The organism is Bradyrhizobium erythrophlei, from assembly GCF_900142985.1.
Classification (GTDB): domain Bacteria; phylum Pseudomonadota; class Alphaproteobacteria; order Rhizobiales; family Xanthobacteraceae; genus Bradyrhizobium; species Bradyrhizobium erythrophlei_B.
In genome coordinates this window covers 585,886-604,296 of the sequence record NZ_LT670849.1, presented here as the reverse complement: position 1 = coordinate 604,296, position 18,411 = coordinate 585,886, and the positions used below count along the sequence as shown (strand labels likewise).

The 18,411-nt window shown below is 61.9% G+C and carries 17 protein-coding genes; 7 read left to right on the top strand and 10 right to left on the bottom strand.

The window, feature by feature from the left end:
• Positions 1-32: 32 nt before the first annotated feature.
• Entirely contained in the window at positions 33-977 is a 945-nt protein-coding gene (locus tag BUA38_RS02670; RefSeq protein ID WP_072816586.1) for a Bug family tripartite tricarboxylate transporter substrate binding protein, read from the bottom strand.
• Positions 978-1,155: 178 nt separating this feature from the next.
• On the opposite strand from BUA38_RS02670, the gene BUA38_RS02665 reads away from it, so the two are divergent.
• Positions 1,156-2,499, top strand: a complete 1,344-nt coding sequence (locus BUA38_RS02665; protein WP_072816585.1) for an MmgE/PrpD family protein — start codon at positions 1,156-1,158, stop codon at positions 2,497-2,499.
• A 2-nt stretch (positions 2,500-2,501) separates the two neighbouring features.
• Here BUA38_RS02665 and soxA read toward each other — a convergent pair whose 3' ends face one another.
• Genes soxA through BUA38_RS02630 form a run of 7 tightly spaced genes read right to left on the bottom strand, consistent with a single transcriptional unit; the run spans position 2,502 to position 8,559 of the window.
• Positions 2,502-3,293 (bottom strand): sulfur oxidation c-type cytochrome SoxA, encoded by a 792-nt coding sequence (soxA, locus tag BUA38_RS02660; RefSeq protein ID WP_083587406.1) that lies wholly within the window; start codon positions 3,291-3,293, stop codon positions 2,502-2,504.
• Entirely contained in the window at positions 3,290-3,610 is a 321-nt protein-coding gene (gene soxZ, locus BUA38_RS02655) for a thiosulfate oxidation carrier complex protein SoxZ (RefSeq protein ID WP_072816584.1), read from the bottom strand. Before soxZ ends, soxA begins: the two co-directional genes overlap by 4 nt.
• A complete protein-coding gene (locus BUA38_RS02650; protein WP_072816583.1) occupies positions 3,610-4,092 on the bottom strand; it encodes a SoxY-related AACIE arm protein in 483 nt (160 codons plus the stop codon). The genes soxZ and BUA38_RS02650 overlap by 1 nt, the downstream gene beginning before the upstream one ends.
• A 28-nt stretch (positions 4,093-4,120) precedes the next feature.
• Positions 4,121-4,579, bottom strand: coding sequence for a sulfur oxidation c-type cytochrome SoxX (gene soxX / locus BUA38_RS02645; protein ID WP_072816582.1), 459 nt, complete (start codon positions 4,577-4,579; stop codon positions 4,121-4,123).
• A complete protein-coding gene (locus BUA38_RS02640) occupies positions 4,572-5,855 on the bottom strand; it encodes an NAD(P)/FAD-dependent oxidoreductase (RefSeq protein ID WP_072816581.1) in 1,284 nt (427 codons plus the stop codon). Before BUA38_RS02640 ends, soxX begins: the two co-directional genes overlap by 8 nt.
• Before the next feature lie 60 nt (positions 5,856-5,915).
• Positions 5,916-8,099, bottom strand: coding sequence for a xanthine dehydrogenase family protein molybdopterin-binding subunit (locus BUA38_RS02635; RefSeq protein WP_072825765.1), 2,184 nt, complete (start codon positions 8,097-8,099; stop codon positions 5,916-5,918).
• 10 nt (positions 8,100-8,109) lie between these two features.
• A complete protein-coding gene (locus BUA38_RS02630; protein WP_072825766.1) occupies positions 8,110-8,559 on the bottom strand; it encodes a (2Fe-2S)-binding protein in 450 nt (149 codons plus the stop codon).
• 260 nt (positions 8,560-8,819) lie between these two features.
• Between BUA38_RS02630 and BUA38_RS02625 the strand changes: the two genes are divergently transcribed.
• Entirely contained in the window at positions 8,820-9,884 is a 1,065-nt protein-coding gene (locus BUA38_RS02625) for an isocitrate/isopropylmalate dehydrogenase family protein (protein ID WP_072816580.1), read from the top strand.
• Positions 9,885-9,946: 62 nt separating this feature from the next.
• Here BUA38_RS02625 and BUA38_RS02620 read toward each other — a convergent pair whose 3' ends face one another.
• Both BUA38_RS02620 and BUA38_RS02615 read right to left on the bottom strand, forming a co-directional pair.
• A complete protein-coding gene (locus BUA38_RS02620; RefSeq protein WP_072816579.1) occupies positions 9,947-10,771 on the bottom strand; it encodes an alpha/beta fold hydrolase in 825 nt (274 codons plus the stop codon).
• A gap of 136 nt (positions 10,772-10,907) precedes the next feature.
• Positions 10,908-11,744, bottom strand: a complete 837-nt coding sequence (locus tag BUA38_RS02615) for a class I SAM-dependent methyltransferase (RefSeq protein WP_072816578.1) — start codon at positions 11,742-11,744, stop codon at positions 10,908-10,910.
• A 143-nt stretch (positions 11,745-11,887) separates the two neighbouring features.
• Here BUA38_RS02615 and BUA38_RS02610 point away from each other — a divergent pair, with 143 nt between their 5' ends.
• From BUA38_RS02610 to BUA38_RS36420, 5 genes are all read left to right on the top strand, one after another.
• Positions 11,888-13,465 (top strand): winged helix-turn-helix domain-containing tetratricopeptide repeat protein, encoded by a 1,578-nt coding sequence (locus tag BUA38_RS02610; protein ID WP_072816577.1) that lies wholly within the window; start codon positions 11,888-11,890, stop codon positions 13,463-13,465.
• Positions 13,466-13,664: 199 nt separating this feature from the next.
• The gene (locus BUA38_RS02605) at positions 13,665-15,161 is read left to right on the top strand and encodes an AMP nucleosidase (protein ID WP_072816576.1); all 1,497 of its coding nucleotides are present in this window, start codon (positions 13,665-13,667) and stop codon (positions 15,159-15,161) included.
• Between the two features lie 148 nt (positions 15,162-15,309).
• Positions 15,310-16,383 (top strand): alkene reductase, encoded by a 1,074-nt coding sequence (locus tag BUA38_RS02600; RefSeq protein WP_072816575.1) that lies wholly within the window; start codon positions 15,310-15,312, stop codon positions 16,381-16,383.
• 23 nt (positions 16,384-16,406) lie between these two features.
• Entirely contained in the window at positions 16,407-17,267 is an 861-nt protein-coding gene (locus BUA38_RS02595) for an SDR family oxidoreductase (protein WP_072825764.1), read from the top strand.
• 676 nt (positions 17,268-17,943) lie between these two features.
• The gene (locus BUA38_RS36420) at positions 17,944-18,093 is read left to right on the top strand and encodes a hypothetical protein (protein ID WP_156898358.1); all 150 of its coding nucleotides are present in this window, start codon (positions 17,944-17,946) and stop codon (positions 18,091-18,093) included.
• Positions 18,094-18,411 lie beyond the last annotated feature (318 nt).

Below are 18,411 nucleotides of genomic sequence, written 5' to 3'. Positions count from 1 at the left end.
TGGGGGCCACGCGGAGCAGGTGAGGTGAGAGGTTACTTGACCTCGATCTTGGCCTGCTCCGCCACTTCCTTCCAGAGTGCAATGTCCTGCTTGATGTAGTCGGCAAATTCCTGCGGAGAACTGCCGACGACCTGGATCGCCTGGCTCTCCAGCAGCGATTTCGTCTCGGGATCCTTCAACGCCTGAACAATCTCGGCGTTCAGCTTGGCGACGATGGCGGGCGGTGTTTTGGCCGGCGCCAGGATTCCGTGCCAGCCGACCGCATCGAAGCCCGGATAGCCGCTCTCGGAAATCGTCGGCACGTTGGGCGCGACCGGCGAGCGGTCCTTGCTGGTCACGGCGAGCGCCACCAGCATTCCCGAATTGACGAGTTGCAGCGCCGAGATCGGATCGGAAAACACCACCTGCACCTGACCCGCGACCAGATCGGCGACCGCGAGCGCCGTGCCGCGATAGGGAATGTGGGTCAACTTGATGCCGGCCTTGAGGTTGAATAGTTCGGTGAGCAGGTGGTTGGAGGCGCCGACACCGGTCGTGCCGTAATTCAACGCGCCGGGCTTGCTCTTGGCGAGCGTCACGAACTCCTGCAAGGTTTTGACGCCGAGCGAACGGTTCACCACCATGAGATAGGGATAGGTGCTGGTGAGTGAGACCGGCGCGAAATCTTTCACCGGGTCGTAAGGCAGTTCCTTGTAGATCGCGGGATTGATCGAGATCGGCCCGGATTGCCCGAGCAGCAGGGTGTAGCCGTCGGGATCGGCCTTGTTGACGAACTCGGTGCCAAGGATCGACGCGCTGCCGCCCCGGTTTTCCACCACGATGGTCTGGCCCGTTCGTTTGCTGACCTGTTTTGCGATCACGCGCGCGGTGGCGTCGGCGGAGCCGCCCGCGGCATAGGGCACGATCAAATGAATCGGGCGTGACGGGAAGTCATCGGCGCGCGCCGCATTCCCGAGGAGAGGGACCGCGATGGTCAACGCGAATGTTGCAACTAAAACGGCGCTCGAGCGAATGGGCATGGGGCACGGCAGTTTCTTGTTGTTGATGCTTTTGCCGCTTTAACATACGGCAAATTTTCTTATCCGGTCTACCGGACCCGTGGTTGCGCTTTTTTGTCACCCTGCGATTCTCCGCACCCTCTGGGAAGGAAACAGAATGCTGCACAAGCCTGGTATCACCGAGGGCCTTGCCCATCACATTGTTGCAACGCGATGGGAGGATGTACCGCAAGATGTGCGCCATCAGGCCAAGCGGTCGCTGGTCAATTTCTTCGCGGTCATGCTCGCGGGCTGCCGCTCCCGACCTATCGAAACAACACTGCGCTCGCTTTCCGAATTTTCCGGTGGCAAGCAGGTCGCCCTGATCGGACGCGCCGAGAAGATCGACGCGTTGAGCGCGGCCTTTCTCAATGCGGCCGGCGCCAATGTCGATGACTTCTGCGATACCCATACCGCGACCGTCATTCATCCGACCGCTCCGGTGGCCGGTGCGTTGTTCGCCTACGCGGGATTGCGACCGCTCAGCGGTGCCGATTTATTGTTGGCTTTCGTTCTCGGTAACGAGGTGCAGGATCGGATCGGGCTTGCGATCTCGCCGAGCCATTACAACAGGGGATGGCACATCACCTCGACCTGCGGGGTGTTCGGCGCGGCCACCGCGATCGGCAAGCTTGCGCGGCTCGATGAACGCCAGATGGTCTGGGCGCTGGGCAATGCCGCCACGCAATCGGCCGGCCTGTGCGAATGCCTGGGAACGCCGGCGAAAAGTCTCAGCGTCGGCAACGCCGCGCGCAACGGCCTGTGGTCGGCTTTGCTGGCCGAAAAAGGATATGACGGCCCAGCGGAGCCGCTTGCCGGCGTGCAAGGCTTTTATAGCGCGCTCGCGGAGACGCCGGACTTGTCTCATATCACCGACGGTTGGGGCGATCGCTGGGAGATCATGGCGACTTCCTACAAGCCGTACCCGTGCGGCTTTGTGATTCACCCCGTGCTCGATTGCGTCCTGGACTGGCGTCGCGACCATCCCGCGGTCGATGTCACGCGTGTCGTGGTGCGCGGCAATCCGCTGCTGAGCGTTCGCGGCGACCGGCCGAATGTTTCGACCGGCCGCGAGGCGCAGGTCAGCGTGCAGCATGCGGTGGCTGCGGCCCTAATCAAGGGACAAGCGGGGCTCGACCAGTTCACCGACGCCTGCGTGAATGACCCTGAAGTATTGAAGCTGCGCGGCATGGTCGAGCTGTTGCGCGACGAAAGCTTTTCAACGGTGGCTGCGGCGGTCGAGATGACGACCGCGGACGGCAAGATCTTCAAGCTCGAACAGAAAGCCGCGCGCGGCAGTGACGCCAATCCGCTCTCCGACCGCGATCTCGAAAGCAAATTGCGCGCGGCGGCGTTGCTGTCGAATCCACGCTATGAGGCCACGCCCTTGATCGATGCGATCTGGAACGTCGAGGCGAGCGCCGATGTCTCGAAGTTGGTAGCGCTGACCGTGCCGGTTTAGTTCTAAGGCCGCACCGCGGGCGTCTCGACCGGCATGCCGCGCGCGCGCGTCATCAGATAGAGCTCCAGCTCGACCAGCTCCGGCGCGCCGAAATTGTAATTCTGTGCTCGCATCCCGTTGATGCAGTTGCGCAGGCGTCGTTGCAGCGATCCCAGCGTCTGCCATTCGAGCCGGTACATCGGGTAGCCGTTGGCCATGGCCTGCGTGACCGCAGAGCCCGCAAGATGCTTGTCCCAGTTATCGTCGTGGCAGTTGGTGCAGCCGAGGTTGAGCTGCCCCTGCCGGTGCATGAAGAAGTCGCGCCCTTTGGTGACGAACGGTTCGAGTTCGGGCGCGGGATCGGGCGCCACCGGAAGCCCGCGCGACTGCTCGGCGACGTAGGCCGCGAGCGCAAGCAGGTCGTGCTTCTCGTAAGGCAGCGGCTCTGCTTCCTGGTGACGCACGCGGCACAGATTGACGCGCTGTTCGAGATTGACGGGACGCCCGAGCGGCTTGTCGTAGGCCGGATAGCGCGCCGCGACGCCTTTCATGCTGCTGGAGGCGTCGCCATGACAATCGGCGCAGGCCTTGCCGGCGGCGCCTTGCTTTTGCTTCCACAGCGTTTCGCCGTCGAGCACCCAGAGCATTCCTGGGTTGGACGTCCGGTCGTCCTGCATCGCCCTGGTTTCCGGCGCCATGAAGCTGTAGCCGGACCGGCGCTCTCCTTGCGGGATTTCAGTCGCGATCAAGGGACGGGCGACAATGCCGGCTGCAATCAGCAGCGACGCCAGCACTATCGTCGCTGCGAATTTCATTCGACGGTGATGCGGGCGGATGCGGTCTCGGAAAAGCCGTTGTCGCCGATCCATTCGAAGTCGAATTTTCCGCTTTTCGTTGCCACCGTGAAAAACGAGAAGAACGGGTTGGCGGCGGTTGCCGGAAAAAGATCGGCGCGGAAAATCTCCTCGCCCTCAAAGTGGCAGGTGAAGCTCGTGATGATATCGCGCGGCACGACTGCGCCTGTAGTGGTGTGGCGATAGCCCGTTTCCATGATGTGCGACATCAGCGTCTTGATTTCGATGACGTCGCCGTTTTTGGCTTTCTTCGGAACGTTGATCAGGGCGGCGGCCATTACATCACCTCCTCGGTGCAGGCGGCCAGGGTCACCACGACTTCCGTCGTGGTCGACCAGAACGAGCCGTCCGAAAGTTTTGCAATGGCGATGATCTTCTGGCTGTCGGCCAGCCGCACGCGGGTCGAAACCTGGGCGCGGCCGGCGCGCGGGGTGAGGTAGAAGTTTCCGAGATTGGGCTGCGGGTTCTTCTCGTTGAAGACATGGATGCTCTTGACGTAATCCTTGTCAGTCATCGGGCTCGTCACGCTCACCACCATCGGCACGCTGTTGCCGTTCTCGACCAGCGGCGGAATGTCGAGTTTGACCTTTCCGGTCTGCACATTGGCGCCGCCGGTCACGGTGCGGATCGCGCTCGCCATCGTCTCGGGTGTCGCTGCGACCGGCCGCACGCTGACGGCAAGCGGGAACGCGCCGACCGCGGCGGCGCTGCCGGCCAGCTTCAGAAAGCGGCGGCGCGTGGAGCTGGGTTGTCTTGGCATCCTGCTTGGCATCCCTGAAGTCGCCTTCCTATTCGCGTAGCGTTGCCAGATACGCCACAATATCTTCAATCTGCTCGGCCGACAGGATCGGTTTGTCGCGCCAGTTGGGCGCGACGCGATCCAGCCCGTCAAGGCGATAATAAGACGGCATGATCGTCGCGGGGTTAAGACGGGAGGCGTCGACCAGCCGAAGCCTGAGTTGAGCTGCCGACCAGCGGCCGCCGGAGCCTGCGAGGTTCGGCGCGAGATCGCCCTGGAACTTTTCTTCCGGGAACGGACCGCTGTGGCACAGGATGCAGGTATTGGTGCGCTCCAGTACGAGTGTGCGGCCACGCGTGGCGTCACCGGGCGCACCGGTCAGCGATTCCGCGATGGCGTCGCCGTTGACCGTATAAGGCCGTAGTTCCTCTGCACCGGCTGGGCAGGGCAGCGCCAGCAGCGCGACTGCGAGACCGCCTTCGACAAGAGAACTGGCCAGCCTACCCAAAGGTTTCCACCGTAATTGTCTTGAACCAGGCCTGTGCCTGATCCGCTTCGCGCTGGCGAAGCTCGCTTTGCGCATGGACGGGGCTTGTGAAGCCGGAGCCCATCACTTCGACAAAAATGTCGTCCCGCGGCTGGTAATTGCCAGCCTGCGAAAAAGCATAGCCGGTAGTCACGATGTTGTAGCAGGTGCCTTCGATCGTCGGCCTTTCCGGCGGTGAACCGGCGATCAGGCTCGCCACCACGGCGGCGCAGGCCTTAGCCTCTGAGGCTGCGGCAGATGCGGATTTCGGAGCGTTGCCGCCGATCACCGCGTCGCCGATGACGTGGATATTGGGCACGAGCTTCGAGGCAAAGGTCGCCGCATCGATCGGACACCAGCCGGTCTTGTCGGCTGCGCCGGCGAGGTTCGCGATATTGCCCGCTTTTTGCGGCGGGATCACATTGGCGACCTGCGCGTCGTGATTGCCGAAATCGGTGACCAGCGTGTTGGTGGCGGTTTCGACCGAAACGACGCGGCCGCCTTGCGACAATGGAATGCGTTCGATCATGCCGGGATAGAATTCCTTCCAGGCCTTCTCGAACAGCCGTTGCTGCGAAAAGGTGTCCTTGGCGTCAAGGATCAGAATCTTGGAGCGTGGCTTACGCGCTTTAAGATAATGCGCGATCAGGCTGGCTCGCTCATACGGCGCGGGCGGGCACCGGTATGGAGTGGCGGGCACCGCGAGCACCACCGTGCCACCATCCTCCATCGCCTCCAGTTGACGGCGCAGCAACAGCGTCTGTTCGCCGGCCTTCCAGGCGTGGGGCATTTTTGCCGTGGCGGCTTCGTCGTATCCCGGCAGGGCATCGAAGCGCATATCGATGCCAGGGGCGAGCACCAGCCGGTCGTAGGGCAGCGATGTTCCATCGGCGAGGCCAACAGTTCGCGCTTGCGGATCGACTTTGGTGGCGGCCTGCGCGACGATGCTCACGCCGTTGGCGGCGATCTTTTCATATCCGAATTGCTGCGCCTCGATGTCGCGCAGTCCTGCGATCACTTCATTGCTGAAAGGGCAGGCGGTGAAGACCCGGTTCGGTTCGACCAGCGTCACTTGCAGTTTGGGATTGATCTTGCGCAAGGCGCGCGCGCAGCTGGCGCCGCCAAAGCCGCCGCCGATCACGACCACGCGCGGGCTTGATTGTGCGTAAGACGGGCAGGGAAGGGCAAACGACGTCGTTGCCGCCGCGATGCCGCGAAGGACATTTCTTCGCGTCGTCGTGCCGCGCAACGCGTCCATCAGAACTTTCCGGGAAAAGAAGCGGCGGCCTTTAATGAAGGCCGCCGCGTTCCGAGCATCTTAGGCAAAGGTGATGTTCTGATCCCGCAGCGGCACCGACCGAATTCGTTTTCCGGTGGCTGCGAAGTAGGCGTTGAGTACGGCAGGCGCGGCCACACAAATGGTCGGCTCGCCGACGCCGCCCCAGGTCGTTCCACCGCTCGGCATGATGATGGATTCGACCTTGGGCATTTCGGAAATCCGCATCGAATTGTAGGTGTCGAAATTTGCCTGTTCGATGCGGCCATTCTTCACTGTGCATCCGCCATAGAACAGGCCCGAAAGTCCGTAGACAAACGAGCCGGCGACCTGGCGGTCGATCTGCGAGGGATTGACGGCATAGGCGGGGTCGGTGGCACCAATGATGCGGTGAACCTTGATCTTGTTGCCGTCGGTGACCGAGATTTCCGCCGCGCCCGCGACGTAGCTGCCGAATCCCATGAAGTGGGAAAGACCGCGATAGACGCCTTTCGGCGCCGGCGTTCCCCAGCCGATTTTCTCGGCAACCGCATTGAGCACGGCCAGGTGCTTCGGGTTCTTGGCCATCAGCTTGCGGCGGAATTCGAGCGGATCCTGGCCAACCAAGTTCGCAAGCTCATCCATGAAGCATTCGACATAGATGGCGTTGTGGTTGACGTTGACGCCGCGCCAGAAGCCCGGCGGGACGTGCGGATTGCGCATCGAATGTTCGATCAGCAGGTTCGGAATCGTATAACCGAACGCGGCCTCGCCGTTGGGGTTCAGGCCCTGGAATGTAACCGGGTCCTTGCCGTTGACCATTGCCTCTGGCCGCAGGCTGGCCAGGATCGACTGGCCGGAGATCCGCATATGCAGCGCGGTGAGGTTGTTGTCGGCGTCGAAGCCCGCGGTCATCTTGCACTGGGTGACCGGGTGGTAGGCGCCATGCTGCATGTCTTCTTCGCGCGACCACAATAGCTTGATCGGCGTGCCCGGCATCTGCTTGGCGATGGCAACCGCGTGCCGCACATAGTCGGTGTTGCCGCGGCGTCCGAAACCGCCGCCGAGCATATGCTTGTAGACATCGCATTTCTCGGATGGCAAGCCGGAGACTTCCACCGTCGCGGCAAAAGCAGCTTCGCCGTTTTGGGTGCCGCACCAGACCTCGCACTTGTCCGGCGTATAGAGCGCGGTGGCGTTCAAGGGCTCCATGGTGGCGTGGTTCTGGTAGGGATAGTTGTAGACCGCCTCGAATTTCTTGGCGGCGCCGGCAAGCGCTGCTTTGGCGTCGCCGTTTTCGTTGCCGACAAAGGCCGGTTGCGACGGGTCCAAACCTTCTTCAAGCCACTTGGCGATCGACTCGCTGGAAACGTTGCCGTTCTTGCCTTCGTCCCAGACGATTGGCATGGCGTCGAGCGCAGTCTTGGCGTGCCACCACGTATCGGCGACGACGGCGACTGCGTCTTCGCCGACCTTCACCACCTTCTTCACGCCTTTCATATTGGCGATCTTGGCTTCGTCGTAGCTCTTCACCTTGCCGCCAAATACGGGGCATTGCTTGATCGCGGCATTGAGCATGCCCGGCAATTTGACGTCGATGCCGTACATCATCTTGCCGGTGGTCTTGTCGGCGGTATCGAGCCGCTTGAGAGGCTTGCCGATGATCTTCCAGTCCTTCGGATCCTTCAGCTTGACGTCGGCCGGCGGCGTCAGCTTGGCGGCTGCTTCGGCAACCTTGCCGAACGTCGTTGTTTTTCCCGACGGCGTATGGGTGATGACGCTGTTGGCGGCGGTGCATTCGGACGCCGGCACCTTCCACTCGTTCGCGGCCGCTTCGATCAGCATGACGCGCGCGGTGGCGCCGCCCTTGCGGACATAGTCCGTCGAGGCGCGGATGCCACGGCTGCCGCCGGTCGAGAAATCGCCCCAGGCACGCTTGCGAGCGACGCTCTGGCCGGGGGTGGGATATTCGGTCGTAACCTTCGACCAGTCGCATTCCAGTTCTTCGGCGACGAGCTGGGCGAGGCCGGTGAGCGAGCCCTGGCCCATTTCGGACCGGGCAATGCGAACCACGACGGTGTCGTCGGGCCGGATCACGACCCAGGCACCGAGTTCAGGCGAACCGTCGGCGGCGCGCACCACGGCGGGGCCGCCAAACGGAATGTCGAGACCAAGCGCCAGGCCGGAGCCGAGCGCGGCGCTGCCGATGACGAAAGCGCGACGATTGAGGCGGGGCATGTGATTCATGATGTCCTCCTCAAGCGTTCGCAGCGGCGTGAATCGCTTCACGCACTTGCTGGAAGGTGCCGCAGCGGCAGATATTGGTGATGGCGTCGTTGATGTCCTGGTCGGTAGGCTTTGGCGTGTCCTTCAGGAGCGCGGTGACCGCCATGATCATGCCGCTCTGGCAATAGCCGCATTGGGGAACGTCGGCGTTGATCCAGGCCTGCTGCACCTTGTGCAGGACGCCGTTGGTCGCCAGTCCCTCGATCGTGGTGATCTGCTTGCCGGCGACCTCGCCGACGGTGACGCCGCAGGAGCGCATCGCGACTCCGTCGACGTGAACCGTGCAGGCGCCGCATTGTGCAATGCCGCAACCGTATTTCGTGCCGGTCAGGCCGACGTTTTCCCGGATTGCCCAAAGCAGCGGCGTTTCCGGCTCGACGTCGACGTTCATTGATTTTCCGTTAATTGTGAGGTTTGCCATCGCGATCCCCTGGTTCATCAGCTCAATCCATCGAGAGAGCTTCGCCGCCGAACTTGGCCCGGAATCTGAGGCAGTTCAAATCAATATTCCGCGGGGGAGCCATGGAATATCTGCGTGGGAGCCATGGAATAACGGGGCTTGGGAGGCCCTGTATTTTGCGCTATTGCCGCGGCTCAATCCGCCTGTCTTCGCGGCACCAGCTTACCTCGATAGAGCGGATTCTCGATCACTGAACGTACTGAAGCTCAAGGAAATCACATATGCGCATGGTTGTTTTGCCCGGTGACGGGATCGGACCCGAGATCACGAGTGCAACAACCAGGGTGCTGCGCGCCGCCTCCGAGCATTTTCAGCTCGGCGTTGCGATCGAGGAGCATCCGGTCGGCCATGAGAGCCTGAAGAAATTCGGCACCACGGTTCAGCCCGGTCTTTTGGAGACGGTGCGCGCCGCGGACGGCCTGATCCTCGGTCCGACTGCCACCTTCGATTTCAAGAACGAACAAAGCGGCGAGATCAATCCGTCGAAGTATTTTCGCAAAAACCTCGATCTGTTTGCCAATGTGCGCCCCGCACGAACCTATCCCGGATTGCGCAATCCGCTCGGCGATTTCGATCTCGTGGTGGTGCGGGAAAACACCGAGGGCTTTTACGCCGACCGCAACATGGAGCAGGGCAACGGCGAAGTTCTCGTCACGCCGGATGTCGTGATTTCGCTCCGGCGAATTACACGACTTTGTTGCGAGCGGATCGCGAGGTCCGCCTGCCAGCTGGCGATGCGGCGCAAGAAGCATTTGACCGTCGTCCACAAGGCCAACGTGCTCAAGATCGGCGACGGCATGTTCCTCGATATCTGCCGCGAAACCGCGCGTGGCTTTCCCGGGCTCGAGATCGACGAGATCCTGGTCGATGCCATGATGGCGCATGTGGTGCGTAACCCGAACCGCTTCGACGTCATCGTCTCGACCAACATGTTCGGCGATATCCTCTCGGACCTGACGGCCGAACTCTCCGGCAGCCTCGGCCTTGGCGGCTCACTCAATGTCGGGGAGGGCCATGCCATGGCGCAGGCGGCGCACGGCTCGGCGCCCGATATCGCCAGCCAGGACGTCGCCAATCCGTTCTCGCTCGTGCTCTCGATGGCGCTGCTGTTGGCCTGGCATGGCGAGCGGACAGGCGCCGCGCGCTTCGGCGAAGCGGCCTCGGCCATCGAAGGCGCGGTGGCGGAAGCGATCAAGACCGGTCGCGCGACCAGGGATGTCGGCGGCAAGCTCGGGACGACAGCGACCGGAGAGGCGGTCGTTGAAATTCTCACCGCGCGCGGCTAGCAGACGACACGTGAAGGTCAATCCGGCCTGGTTGAGGCTTATCTCGGAATACGGTGGTGCCGCTAGGCGCTTGAGGCCAGCGACACGACGGCAAGGTCGTTTGCGCGCGAAATATGCGCAGAAATCAGCGGGTTCAGCAGATTGGCATGGGTTAGTGGCAGCATGTGGCCGGCCGCCGGAAAATGACGCGCTTCCGCACCCTCTATCAGCGAGGCAAGCCGGCTGGCAATGCGCTGGGTCATGTAAGGCGATAAGCCGCCCGAAAGCAGCAGTGTCGGCACCCCGATTGCGGCCGCGGCAGACAAGACATTCTGTTCCGCAAGCACGGCGGCGAAGTCATAGGCTACCTTCTCGATGCAACCCATCATGCGGAGCCTAGCCTCATTGGAGAGCTGCTCGGCAGGTCCTGATCCATTCCAATACGAAGTGAAGCGGTCGACCGCCTCCAGGCACATTCCGTCCCAGAGATCGGCGAAGACCTTGTGAGCCAATTGCGCGAACAGATCGTAGAGGCGTCTGTCCGCAGGGTTTTCCCTAAGCAGCGTCGGAAGCACCGGTTCAATCAATGTCAGGCTACGAACGCGGCCGGCGAACCGTGAGGTTGTTGCGATCTTGAAGGCGATCGCGCCGCCGTAGGAATGGCCGACCAGATGGAGCGGTCCTTCGGTGCTTTCGATGGCAGCGCCGAGATGTTCAACTTCCTCAGCGAGTGTCAGCGGCGGGTTCACCGGGGCCGGCCCGCTGCCATAACCGGAGATGTCGGGAGCAACGACCCGACAGGAGGAGCCGAGTTCAGCGCTCAGCTTTGTCCATTGACGGCCTGAGCCAAGCGAGCAATGCAGAGCAATGACAGTTCCGCTCGGATGCCGAGTATTCCAAATGGTCATCGGATCATTCCCAATTGTGCTTCGGCCTTCGCAAGGTGCCGATTCAGATGCCCTGTTTTTCAATTCAAATTGACTTCTCGCCGCTCCGGGCCTTTAGAAGCCCGGAGCCGGCCTGCCGCACTCGTCGCAAACGGCATTACTTGCGGCTGATAACAACCTCGAGATATTCGCTGGGTACGACCATGGTGGCGTCGCCCGATTTGTTCATGCGCACGATCAGGGCGTACAGGTCGTTATGAAGATCCTGTTGAGCGGCAGCCCCGAGCGCAGCAAAGGCTTTCAGCACGGGCCCGTAATAGGTCTTGAAGACTTCCAGGAAATGTTCGGGCGACTTGTAGCGGAAGTTGAACATGCGCGGCTCAGCCTTGATTGCGCTCGCCTGGCTGCCCAGCATTTCGTCGACAGCGGCACGCGTGCCCCAGAGTGCTGGCGACTTGGCGCCCGCCGGCGGCGGCAGGTATTTGCCGAGCGTCTTGAAGACCTGTCCGATAAAGCCCTCGGGCGTCCAGTTCGCCAAGCCGATCTTGCCGCCCCGCTTGCAGACGCGTGCAAGTTCAGAAGCCGCTTGCGCCTGGTTCGGCGTGAACATCACGCCGAAGGTGGAGACGACCGCATCGAAGGAGGCATCATCGAACGGCAGCGATTCCGCGTCGGCCTCTCTGAATTCGATCGACAGGCCGTCAGCCGTCGCCCGCGCGCGCCCGCATTCAAGCAGCGCGGGCACGTAATCGGTTGAGGTCACCTCGCACCATCGGCGTGCCGCCGCGAGGCTGACCATGCCGTTGCCGGCGGCTACGTCCAGAACTTTCGAGCCCGCCCGAAGGTCGAGCGCTTCGCAAAGTTGCTCTCCGACGATTTGAAGAGTAGTGCCTACGACGGCGTAGTTGCCCGAAGACCACGCCGCCTGCTGCCGGCTCTTGATGGCAGCAAGATCGGGCGTGGCGGTTTGTCGCGCAGCAGTCGTGGTCGTCATGGGTTTTCTCCTGTGAGAGATCGCAACGCGGTTATGCCGCGGTGAACCGACCATGGCGCCACGAGTACCTAAAGACTCTGAGACGAGCTTGAGTTTGTCTTCAGACGAGCTTGTTTTTTTCCTGAGCTGGTTGGGATTGCACGGTGAGATTTATCTTTGAAAATCATATACTTGATGCCGGGCGACGCGAATTGGTCTGCGCCGGCGAGAGCGTGGCGCTCGAGCCCCAGGTTTTCGACGTCCTGTTATATTTGCTCGAGCATCGAGACCGCGTCGTACGAAAGGATGAGTTGTTCGACAACGTGTGGGACGGCCGCATCGTCTCGGAGTCGACACTCACAAGCCGGATCAACGCCGCTCGCCGCGCCATCAACGATACTGGCAAGGATCAGCGGCTGCTGCGCACGGTTGCGCGCAAGGGCTTTCGTTTTGTCGGCGAAGTGACGATCGAGCAACCGGCCACAACGGCGGCGCTGTCCTCGGATCACTCTGCACATCGAGACGGCAAGCCGCCACGCTTGGCGCTGCCGGTGCTCGACCGTGCCGCTATCGCTGTCCTGCCGTTTTCCAATCTCAGCGGCGAGCCCGAACAGGAGTATTTTTCCGACGGCATCAGCGAAGACATCATCACCGCACTTTCGAAATTGCGATGGTTCTATGTCATCGCGCGCAACTCCTCTTTTGTATACAAGGGCAAGTCCGTTCATCTCCAGCAGATCGCCGACGAGCTCGGCGTTGCTTACGTCATCCAAGGCAGCGTGCGGAAAGACGGCGAGCGCGTGCGGATCACCGCTCAGCTCAACGAAGTCGCGACCGGCAGCCACATCTGGGCCGAGCGGTATGACCGCGATCTGGCCGATGTTTTCGCCGTGCAGGACGAGATTACCGAGTCGATTGTCGCCGCGATCGAACCACAGTTATACGCCGCAGAGAACTTCAAGGCGCAACGCAAGGCGCCTGACAGTATGGATGCATGGGACCTTGTGATGCGCGCGCTGTCGCACTATTGGCGCGTCACGCGGCAGGACAACACCGTCGCTCAGGCACTCCTGGAGAAAGCCATCAAGATCGACCCGCAATATGGACAAGCGCTCGGCGTTTTGGCTGCCAGTCACACATTCGGCGCCCATATGGGGTGGGAAGACATGGCGCTGGCGATCCCGATTGCAGAGCGGGCATCTCTTGCCGCCATTCACGCCAATAGCGAGGATGCATGGGCGCATTTTGGATTGGCCGGCGTGTATCTCCACAGGCGCCGCTTTGATGATTGCCTTGCCGAATTCGAACTGGCGCTCCGGCTGAACCCCAGCTTCTCGCCTGCGCGCGGCTATTTCGGCGTCGCGCTTGCTTATTGCGGCCAGTGGGAGGAAGGCGACCGTGCTGCGCGCCATGCACTGCGCCTCAGCCCGCGGGATCCTTTCGCGGCGGTCTACTACGGCGTCGCCTCCTATTGCCAGTTCGTCGGCGGCAATTACGAGGAGGCAATCGAGCTTTCGCGCGAATCGCTGCGTCTTCGTTCCGATTTCGTCGGCGCTCATCGCGTGCTCACGGCAGCCGCCGCGATGACGAAACGGCGGGAACTGGCGGCAGCATCCCTCAAGGCCCTGCTCCACGTGCAACCGGGCTTGTCGCTGAAGTGGCTCGCCACCGAGATGCCCTTCAAATGCGAGAGAGAACGCGACCAGTATCTGGCAGCGTTCAGACTGGCTGGGCTGGAGTGAGGTCGCGCTTCGACGAGAGCACTTCACGGCGAAGTCGTGTGGTGCTGACGCCCGGACAGGTTTGGCGCCGCGATCAATCTTTTATAAATCCCGAGAAAAGCGGCGCTTGATGGACTGGTGTCCCGGTTCTGACATTTGTACTCTGTCTGGAAGCCACTGTTACGAGTGATGGCCGTTCTGATGAGAGTGCCCAGATAAGATGTGTCCCGCGCCAGCCATTCTGACCCCGCCTCCCGTCGCCGCTGAAGCGTTCAGCGATGCCGGTGCGGCCGTCAGCCGCCTCGAAGAGATCTACGAGCGCAACACCCAGTTCTTGCGAGATCGTTTCGAGGCGTATGCCAGCGGCGAGGTGCTCACGACGCGCGTGCGCGCCAACTATCCATTCGTACGCATTACGACCTTGAGCCATGCGCGCCTCGACTCGCGTCTTTCTTACGGTTTCGTCGCGAAGCCCGGCATTCATCGGACCAGCGTGACGCGACCAGACCTGTTCCGACCCTATCTCACGGAGCAGATCAGACTGTTGATCGAAAACCACGGCGTGGCGGTTGAAATAGGCGAGTCGAACGAGCCGATCCCTATTCATTTCGCCTATCGTCGCGACATCAACATCGAAGCGACAGTCTCTGCGACCGGCCAATCCGCCGTCGGCCGCCCGCTGCGGGACGTGTTCGACGTGCCTGATCTTATCGCCATCGATGATGCGATCGCCAACGGCACCCTGCAGCTGCCGCTAGACGCCCCCGAACCGCTGGCTTTGTTCACTGCTGCGCGCGTCGACTATTCGTTGCGACGGCTTTATCACTACACCGGCACCGATCCGGAGCACTTCCAGAATTTCGTGATATTCACGAACTATCAGTTCTACGTCGATGCCTTTGTGCATCTGTGCCATGAACGTATGGGTTCAGGCCAAATCGGCCCCGACGCCTTCGTTGGGCCGGGGAACGTGATCACGCGCAACGTTCGTCTTGGCGGCGGTACGATCGGGATTGCGCCCGAGCGCATACCGCAAATGCCGGCCTTTCATCTCGTCGAACCGGGCGACCGGGGCATTACCCTGATCAATATCGGCACCGGTCCATCCAACGCCCGGAACATATCCGACCACGTGGCCGTGCTGCGGCCGCACGCCTGGCTCATGCTTGGACACTGCGCAGGTCTCAGAAATACGCAGAGGCTCGGAGACTATGTCCTCGCGCATGGCTATGCCCGCGAGGACCACGTGCTCGACCACGAGCTGTCGCTTGGGGTGCCGATACCGGCGCTGGCCGAGATGCAGGTCGCCCTCGAACAGGCGGTCGGCGAGGTAACCGGGCTCGCGGGTTTTGACCTGAAACGATTGATGCGCACCGGAACGGTTGCGAGCGTGGACAATCGCAATTGGGAAATTGGCGATGCGTCGATTTTTCGGCGTTTGTCGCAGTCGCGCGCGATAGCGCTCGACATGGAGTCGGCAGCTATCGCCGCCAACGGATTTCGGTTTCGCGTTCCCTACGGAACTTTGCTTTGCGTCTCGGACAAGCCACTTCACGGTGAGATCAAGCTCGCCGGTATGGCAGGCGACTTCTATCGGCAGCGCGTAGGCCAGCATCTTGAGATCGGCCTGAAGGCGCTCGAGATCCTCAAATTGCAGGAATCGGAACGTTTGCATTCCCGCAAGCTTCGGAGTTTCGCCGAAGTCGCATTTCAATAGCCCTTCGCAGTTCCCATGGACGGCTTGCTTTGCAGGTGCTGTATCTGATGCGCCGATGGATCTCATCTGGATAAGCCGGCTTATCCGATTTCGCAGCACTCCCTAGATTCTCCTTACGAGCTACCCAAGCCTTGTCGAGGAGAACATGATGAGCCGATCATTTACGCCCGCCCGTGTTGGACGCTACACCGTGCCAAACCGCCTGGTCATGGCGCCGATGACCCGTAGCCGCGCGAAGCCGGACGGCGTGCCGGGAGAATTGGCGGCCGAATACTATGCCCAACGCGCCGGTGTCGGCCTGATCGTCACCGAAGGCACTCAGCCGTCAGATGACGGACAGGGCTACCTCGCGACGCCCGGCATTTACCTGCCGGCGCATGTCGCGGGGTGGAAGAAGGTAACGACAGCGGTGCATGACAGAGGCGGCCGCATCTTCATCCAGCTCATGCACGCGGGACGTATGTCGCACCCCGACAACACACCGCATCACCGGCAAGCCGTGGCACCGTCGGCGATCGCTTCGGGTGCGCCGATGTTCACCGCGAGCGGGATGCAGGACATGCCCACGCCTCGCGCGCTGACGACCGAGGAAGTGCGCCGGACCGTCGCTGACTTCCGCCTCGCGGCGCGCTCCGCCATTGAGGCCGGCGCTGACGGTGTCGAGATTCACGGCGCGAACGGCTATCTCGTTCAACAATTCATCGCTCCGAGCGCCAACACGCGTACGGATGAATACGGTGGCTCCATCGCGAACCGCGCCCGTTTCGCCATTGAGGTCGCCACGGCGATTGCCGAAGAAATCGGAGCGGACAGGACCGCCATCCGTCTATCGCCCGGCATCACCATGTGGGGGATCGACGAGGGCGCAGAAGGCCTGGCGCTCTATCGCCATCTGGTCGCCGAACTCAACAAGCTCGGTCTTGCGTACCTGCACGTCATGCATGCCGGCGACGAGCGGCGGCTGGCGGATCTACGCGCGCTGTGGACGCCATCGCTGATCGTGAACCGGCCCGGCCGTCCGCGCGACCAGATTGGCGGTGACGTGGCTTCGGGGTTAGCCGATCTGGAAGCCTACGGCCAGATGGTGCTCGCCAACCCGGATTTCGTTACGCGGTTGAAGAGCGGTGCGCCATTGAACGAGGCGGATCGCGCCAGCTTCTTTGGCGGCGCAGCCCATGGCTACACCGACTATCCCGTGCTCGAGGCGGCGACCGCCGCGTAAGTTCGGTCGTCATGGAGGTTGACATGAAGATCGGTGTGAGTGGCGCCAGCGGCTATTTGGGCAGAGCCGTCGTATCAGAACTGTTGCGGCGTCCCGGCGGGCACAAGGTCGTGGCGATCTCGCGCACACCCAAAACTGTCTCCAAACCAGCCCAGGCACGATTTGGAGACTACAACCGGCCCGAAACCCTTAGCGAAGCCTATGCGGGTCTCGATCGTCTGCTCATCATCACGACCGTCGATCCGGAACCCGGAAAGCGCGGGGCGCAGAACGTCGCGGCGATCGACGCAGCGGTGAAAGCCGGCGTCAAGCATATCGTCTTCATGTCGGCTGTCGGCACGCGGCAGGAGGAAGAGCCAGCGCGCGGCGCATCGTACTGGCGGGGCGAGCAGCATCTGATCGCCACGGCGCCGGCCTGGACCATTCTGCGCATGAACTTCTACGCCGAAGCCTTCGTCCAGCAGGCGCAAGCCGCACTACGCCAAGGCGTGCTCGCCGGCCTGGCCGAGAACCGGGCCGCTTTCGTGGCGCGTGATGACGTCGCGGCCACCGCCGCGGGAATCCTGACCGGCGACGGCCATGCGGGCGCGATCTATCACGCGACCGGTCCCGAGCGCGTGTCGGGCGCGGACCGTGCGGCTATTATCTCGGAAATCACCGGCAAACCGATCGCATTCCAGGTCATTACGGAAGAGCAACTGCGCGCCGGACTGACACAAGCGGGGCTGCCGACGGGGGCCATCAACATCGTCGTCGGCATCCAGGCGAGCTTCGCAGCGGGCGTGTTCGACGTTATAACCGGCGATGTCGAGCGCCTCGGTGGGCGGCCGCCCAAGTTCTTCCGCGACGTGCTTGCAGCCGCGCTGAGGTCTCCGTCGGCCTGAAGAATGACGTTCGCGCACACGGCGCATGAATGGATCGAACCGACATGCGCCTTGAGTCGGAGTCGCGGAAAACATCGTCACATCGGCGGTCTCGACATATCGGCAGCGCCGATGGATCTCATCGGAATAAGCGGACTACTGGGGCGGCACCGGGCTTCCTAGGTACGCATATGCGCAACCTGAGCCCCGCTGAGGAGATGATGACGAAGCAATCATTAACGCCGGTCCGTGCCGGACGCTACCAAACAAGACTCGGCCGCGCCGCGAGGGCGTTGGTCGCGTGTCTGGCTCTCGCGGCGGTCCAACCGGGCGCCTCATCGCCGGCTTCGGCGAGCTCGCGGTTTGATGGGCAATGGAATCTCGTCTTCGCCACGCAGCGCGGGGATTGCGATTCCAGCTACAATTTCACGGTCGACGTCGTGAATGGAAACATCAGTCATCCTAACATTCTCACGTTCAGAGGCCGCGTAGCGCCGTCAGGCGCGGTTCGTGCTTCGATGAGGGTTGGGCAGAAGTACGCGTCCGGGTCGGGCAAGCTATCCGGAGCGATTGGCCGCGGCGTCTGGAGCGGCAGCTCAGGTCAGTCGCGATGTGCGGGGACATGGGCGGCGCAACGAAATTGAGGTCGTGCCTCACGGCCAGCGCATCATCCGCTCGCGGAAGCCCGGTGGTATCGATGGCCAAGCCCGACAACGGCGAGAAGCTCGGTCTTGAAGCGGGCGTGAGAGTCCTTCGCGGGTTGGTTTTCGCAGCGGGGGTGTTGTTGGGGCTGGTCTTTGCTGTGGCGTGTTACGCCGAGATGCTCGGTATTGTTCGGTTCGAGTAGGCCCGCGCATCCGTGAGGCGTTTGTCACAAGACTTCCACACGCCGCACGATGCGCGGACAGATGGGAGCGTTAGCCCTTTTCCCAATCAGAATTAGACCGGCTTTCCGCGCGCATCGGCCGTGGTCTGGTGCCCGTTCTGACCTCTTTTCAGCTTTAACACGCAAGGGCAAACGCACCCGCGATGAGCTCGATCATGCTTTCACGCCCAAATGATTATCGGTTATACCGATGGTTTTTATCGGAATAAATCGGCTATTACGATGACTTTCGGCGCCTTAGCTTGTTGTCACTTTCAACCTTACAGCCAAGGAGCCCCC

Coding starts and splice junctions, on each gene's coding strand:
- BUA38_RS02665 (WP_072816585.1), top strand. CDS start 1,156: ATGCTGCACAAGCCTGGTATCACCGAGGGCCTTGCCCATCACATTGTT.
- soxA (WP_083587406.1), bottom strand. CDS start 3,293: ATGAAATTCGCAGCGACGATAGTGCTGGCGTCGCTGCTGATTGCAGCC.
- soxZ (WP_072816584.1), bottom strand. CDS start 3,610: ATGGCCGCCGCCCTGATCAACGTTCCGAAGAAAGCCAAAAACGGCGAC.
- BUA38_RS02650 (WP_072816583.1), bottom strand. CDS start 4,092: ATGCCAAGACAACCCAGCTCCACGCGCCGCCGCTTTCTGAAGCTGGCC.
- BUA38_RS02640 (WP_072816581.1), bottom strand. CDS start 5,855: ATGGACGCGTTGCGCGGCACGACGACGCGAAGAAATGTCCTTCGCGGC.
- BUA38_RS02635 (WP_072825765.1), bottom strand. CDS start 8,099: ATGAATCACATGCCCCGCCTCAATCGTCGCGCTTTCGTCATCGGCAGC.
- BUA38_RS02630 (WP_072825766.1), bottom strand. CDS start 8,559: ATGGCAAACCTCACAATTAACGGAAAATCAATGAACGTCGACGTCGAG.
- BUA38_RS02625 (WP_072816580.1), top strand. CDS start 8,820: ATGCGCATGGTTGTTTTGCCCGGTGACGGGATCGGACCCGAGATCACG.
- BUA38_RS02620 (WP_072816579.1), bottom strand. CDS start 10,771: ATGACCATTTGGAATACTCGGCATCCGAGCGGAACTGTCATTGCTCTG.
- BUA38_RS02615 (WP_072816578.1), bottom strand. CDS start 11,744: ATGACGACCACGACTGCTGCGCGACAAACCGCCACGCCCGATCTTGCT.
- BUA38_RS02605 (WP_072816576.1), top strand. CDS start 13,665: ATGTGTCCCGCGCCAGCCATTCTGACCCCGCCTCCCGTCGCCGCTGAA.
- BUA38_RS02600 (WP_072816575.1), top strand. CDS start 15,310: ATGAGCCGATCATTTACGCCCGCCCGTGTTGGACGCTACACCGTGCCA.
- BUA38_RS02595 (WP_072825764.1), top strand. CDS start 16,407: ATGAAGATCGGTGTGAGTGGCGCCAGCGGCTATTTGGGCAGAGCCGTC.
- BUA38_RS36420 (WP_156898358.1), top strand. CDS start 17,944: ATGGCCAAGCCCGACAACGGCGAGAAGCTCGGTCTTGAAGCGGGCGTG.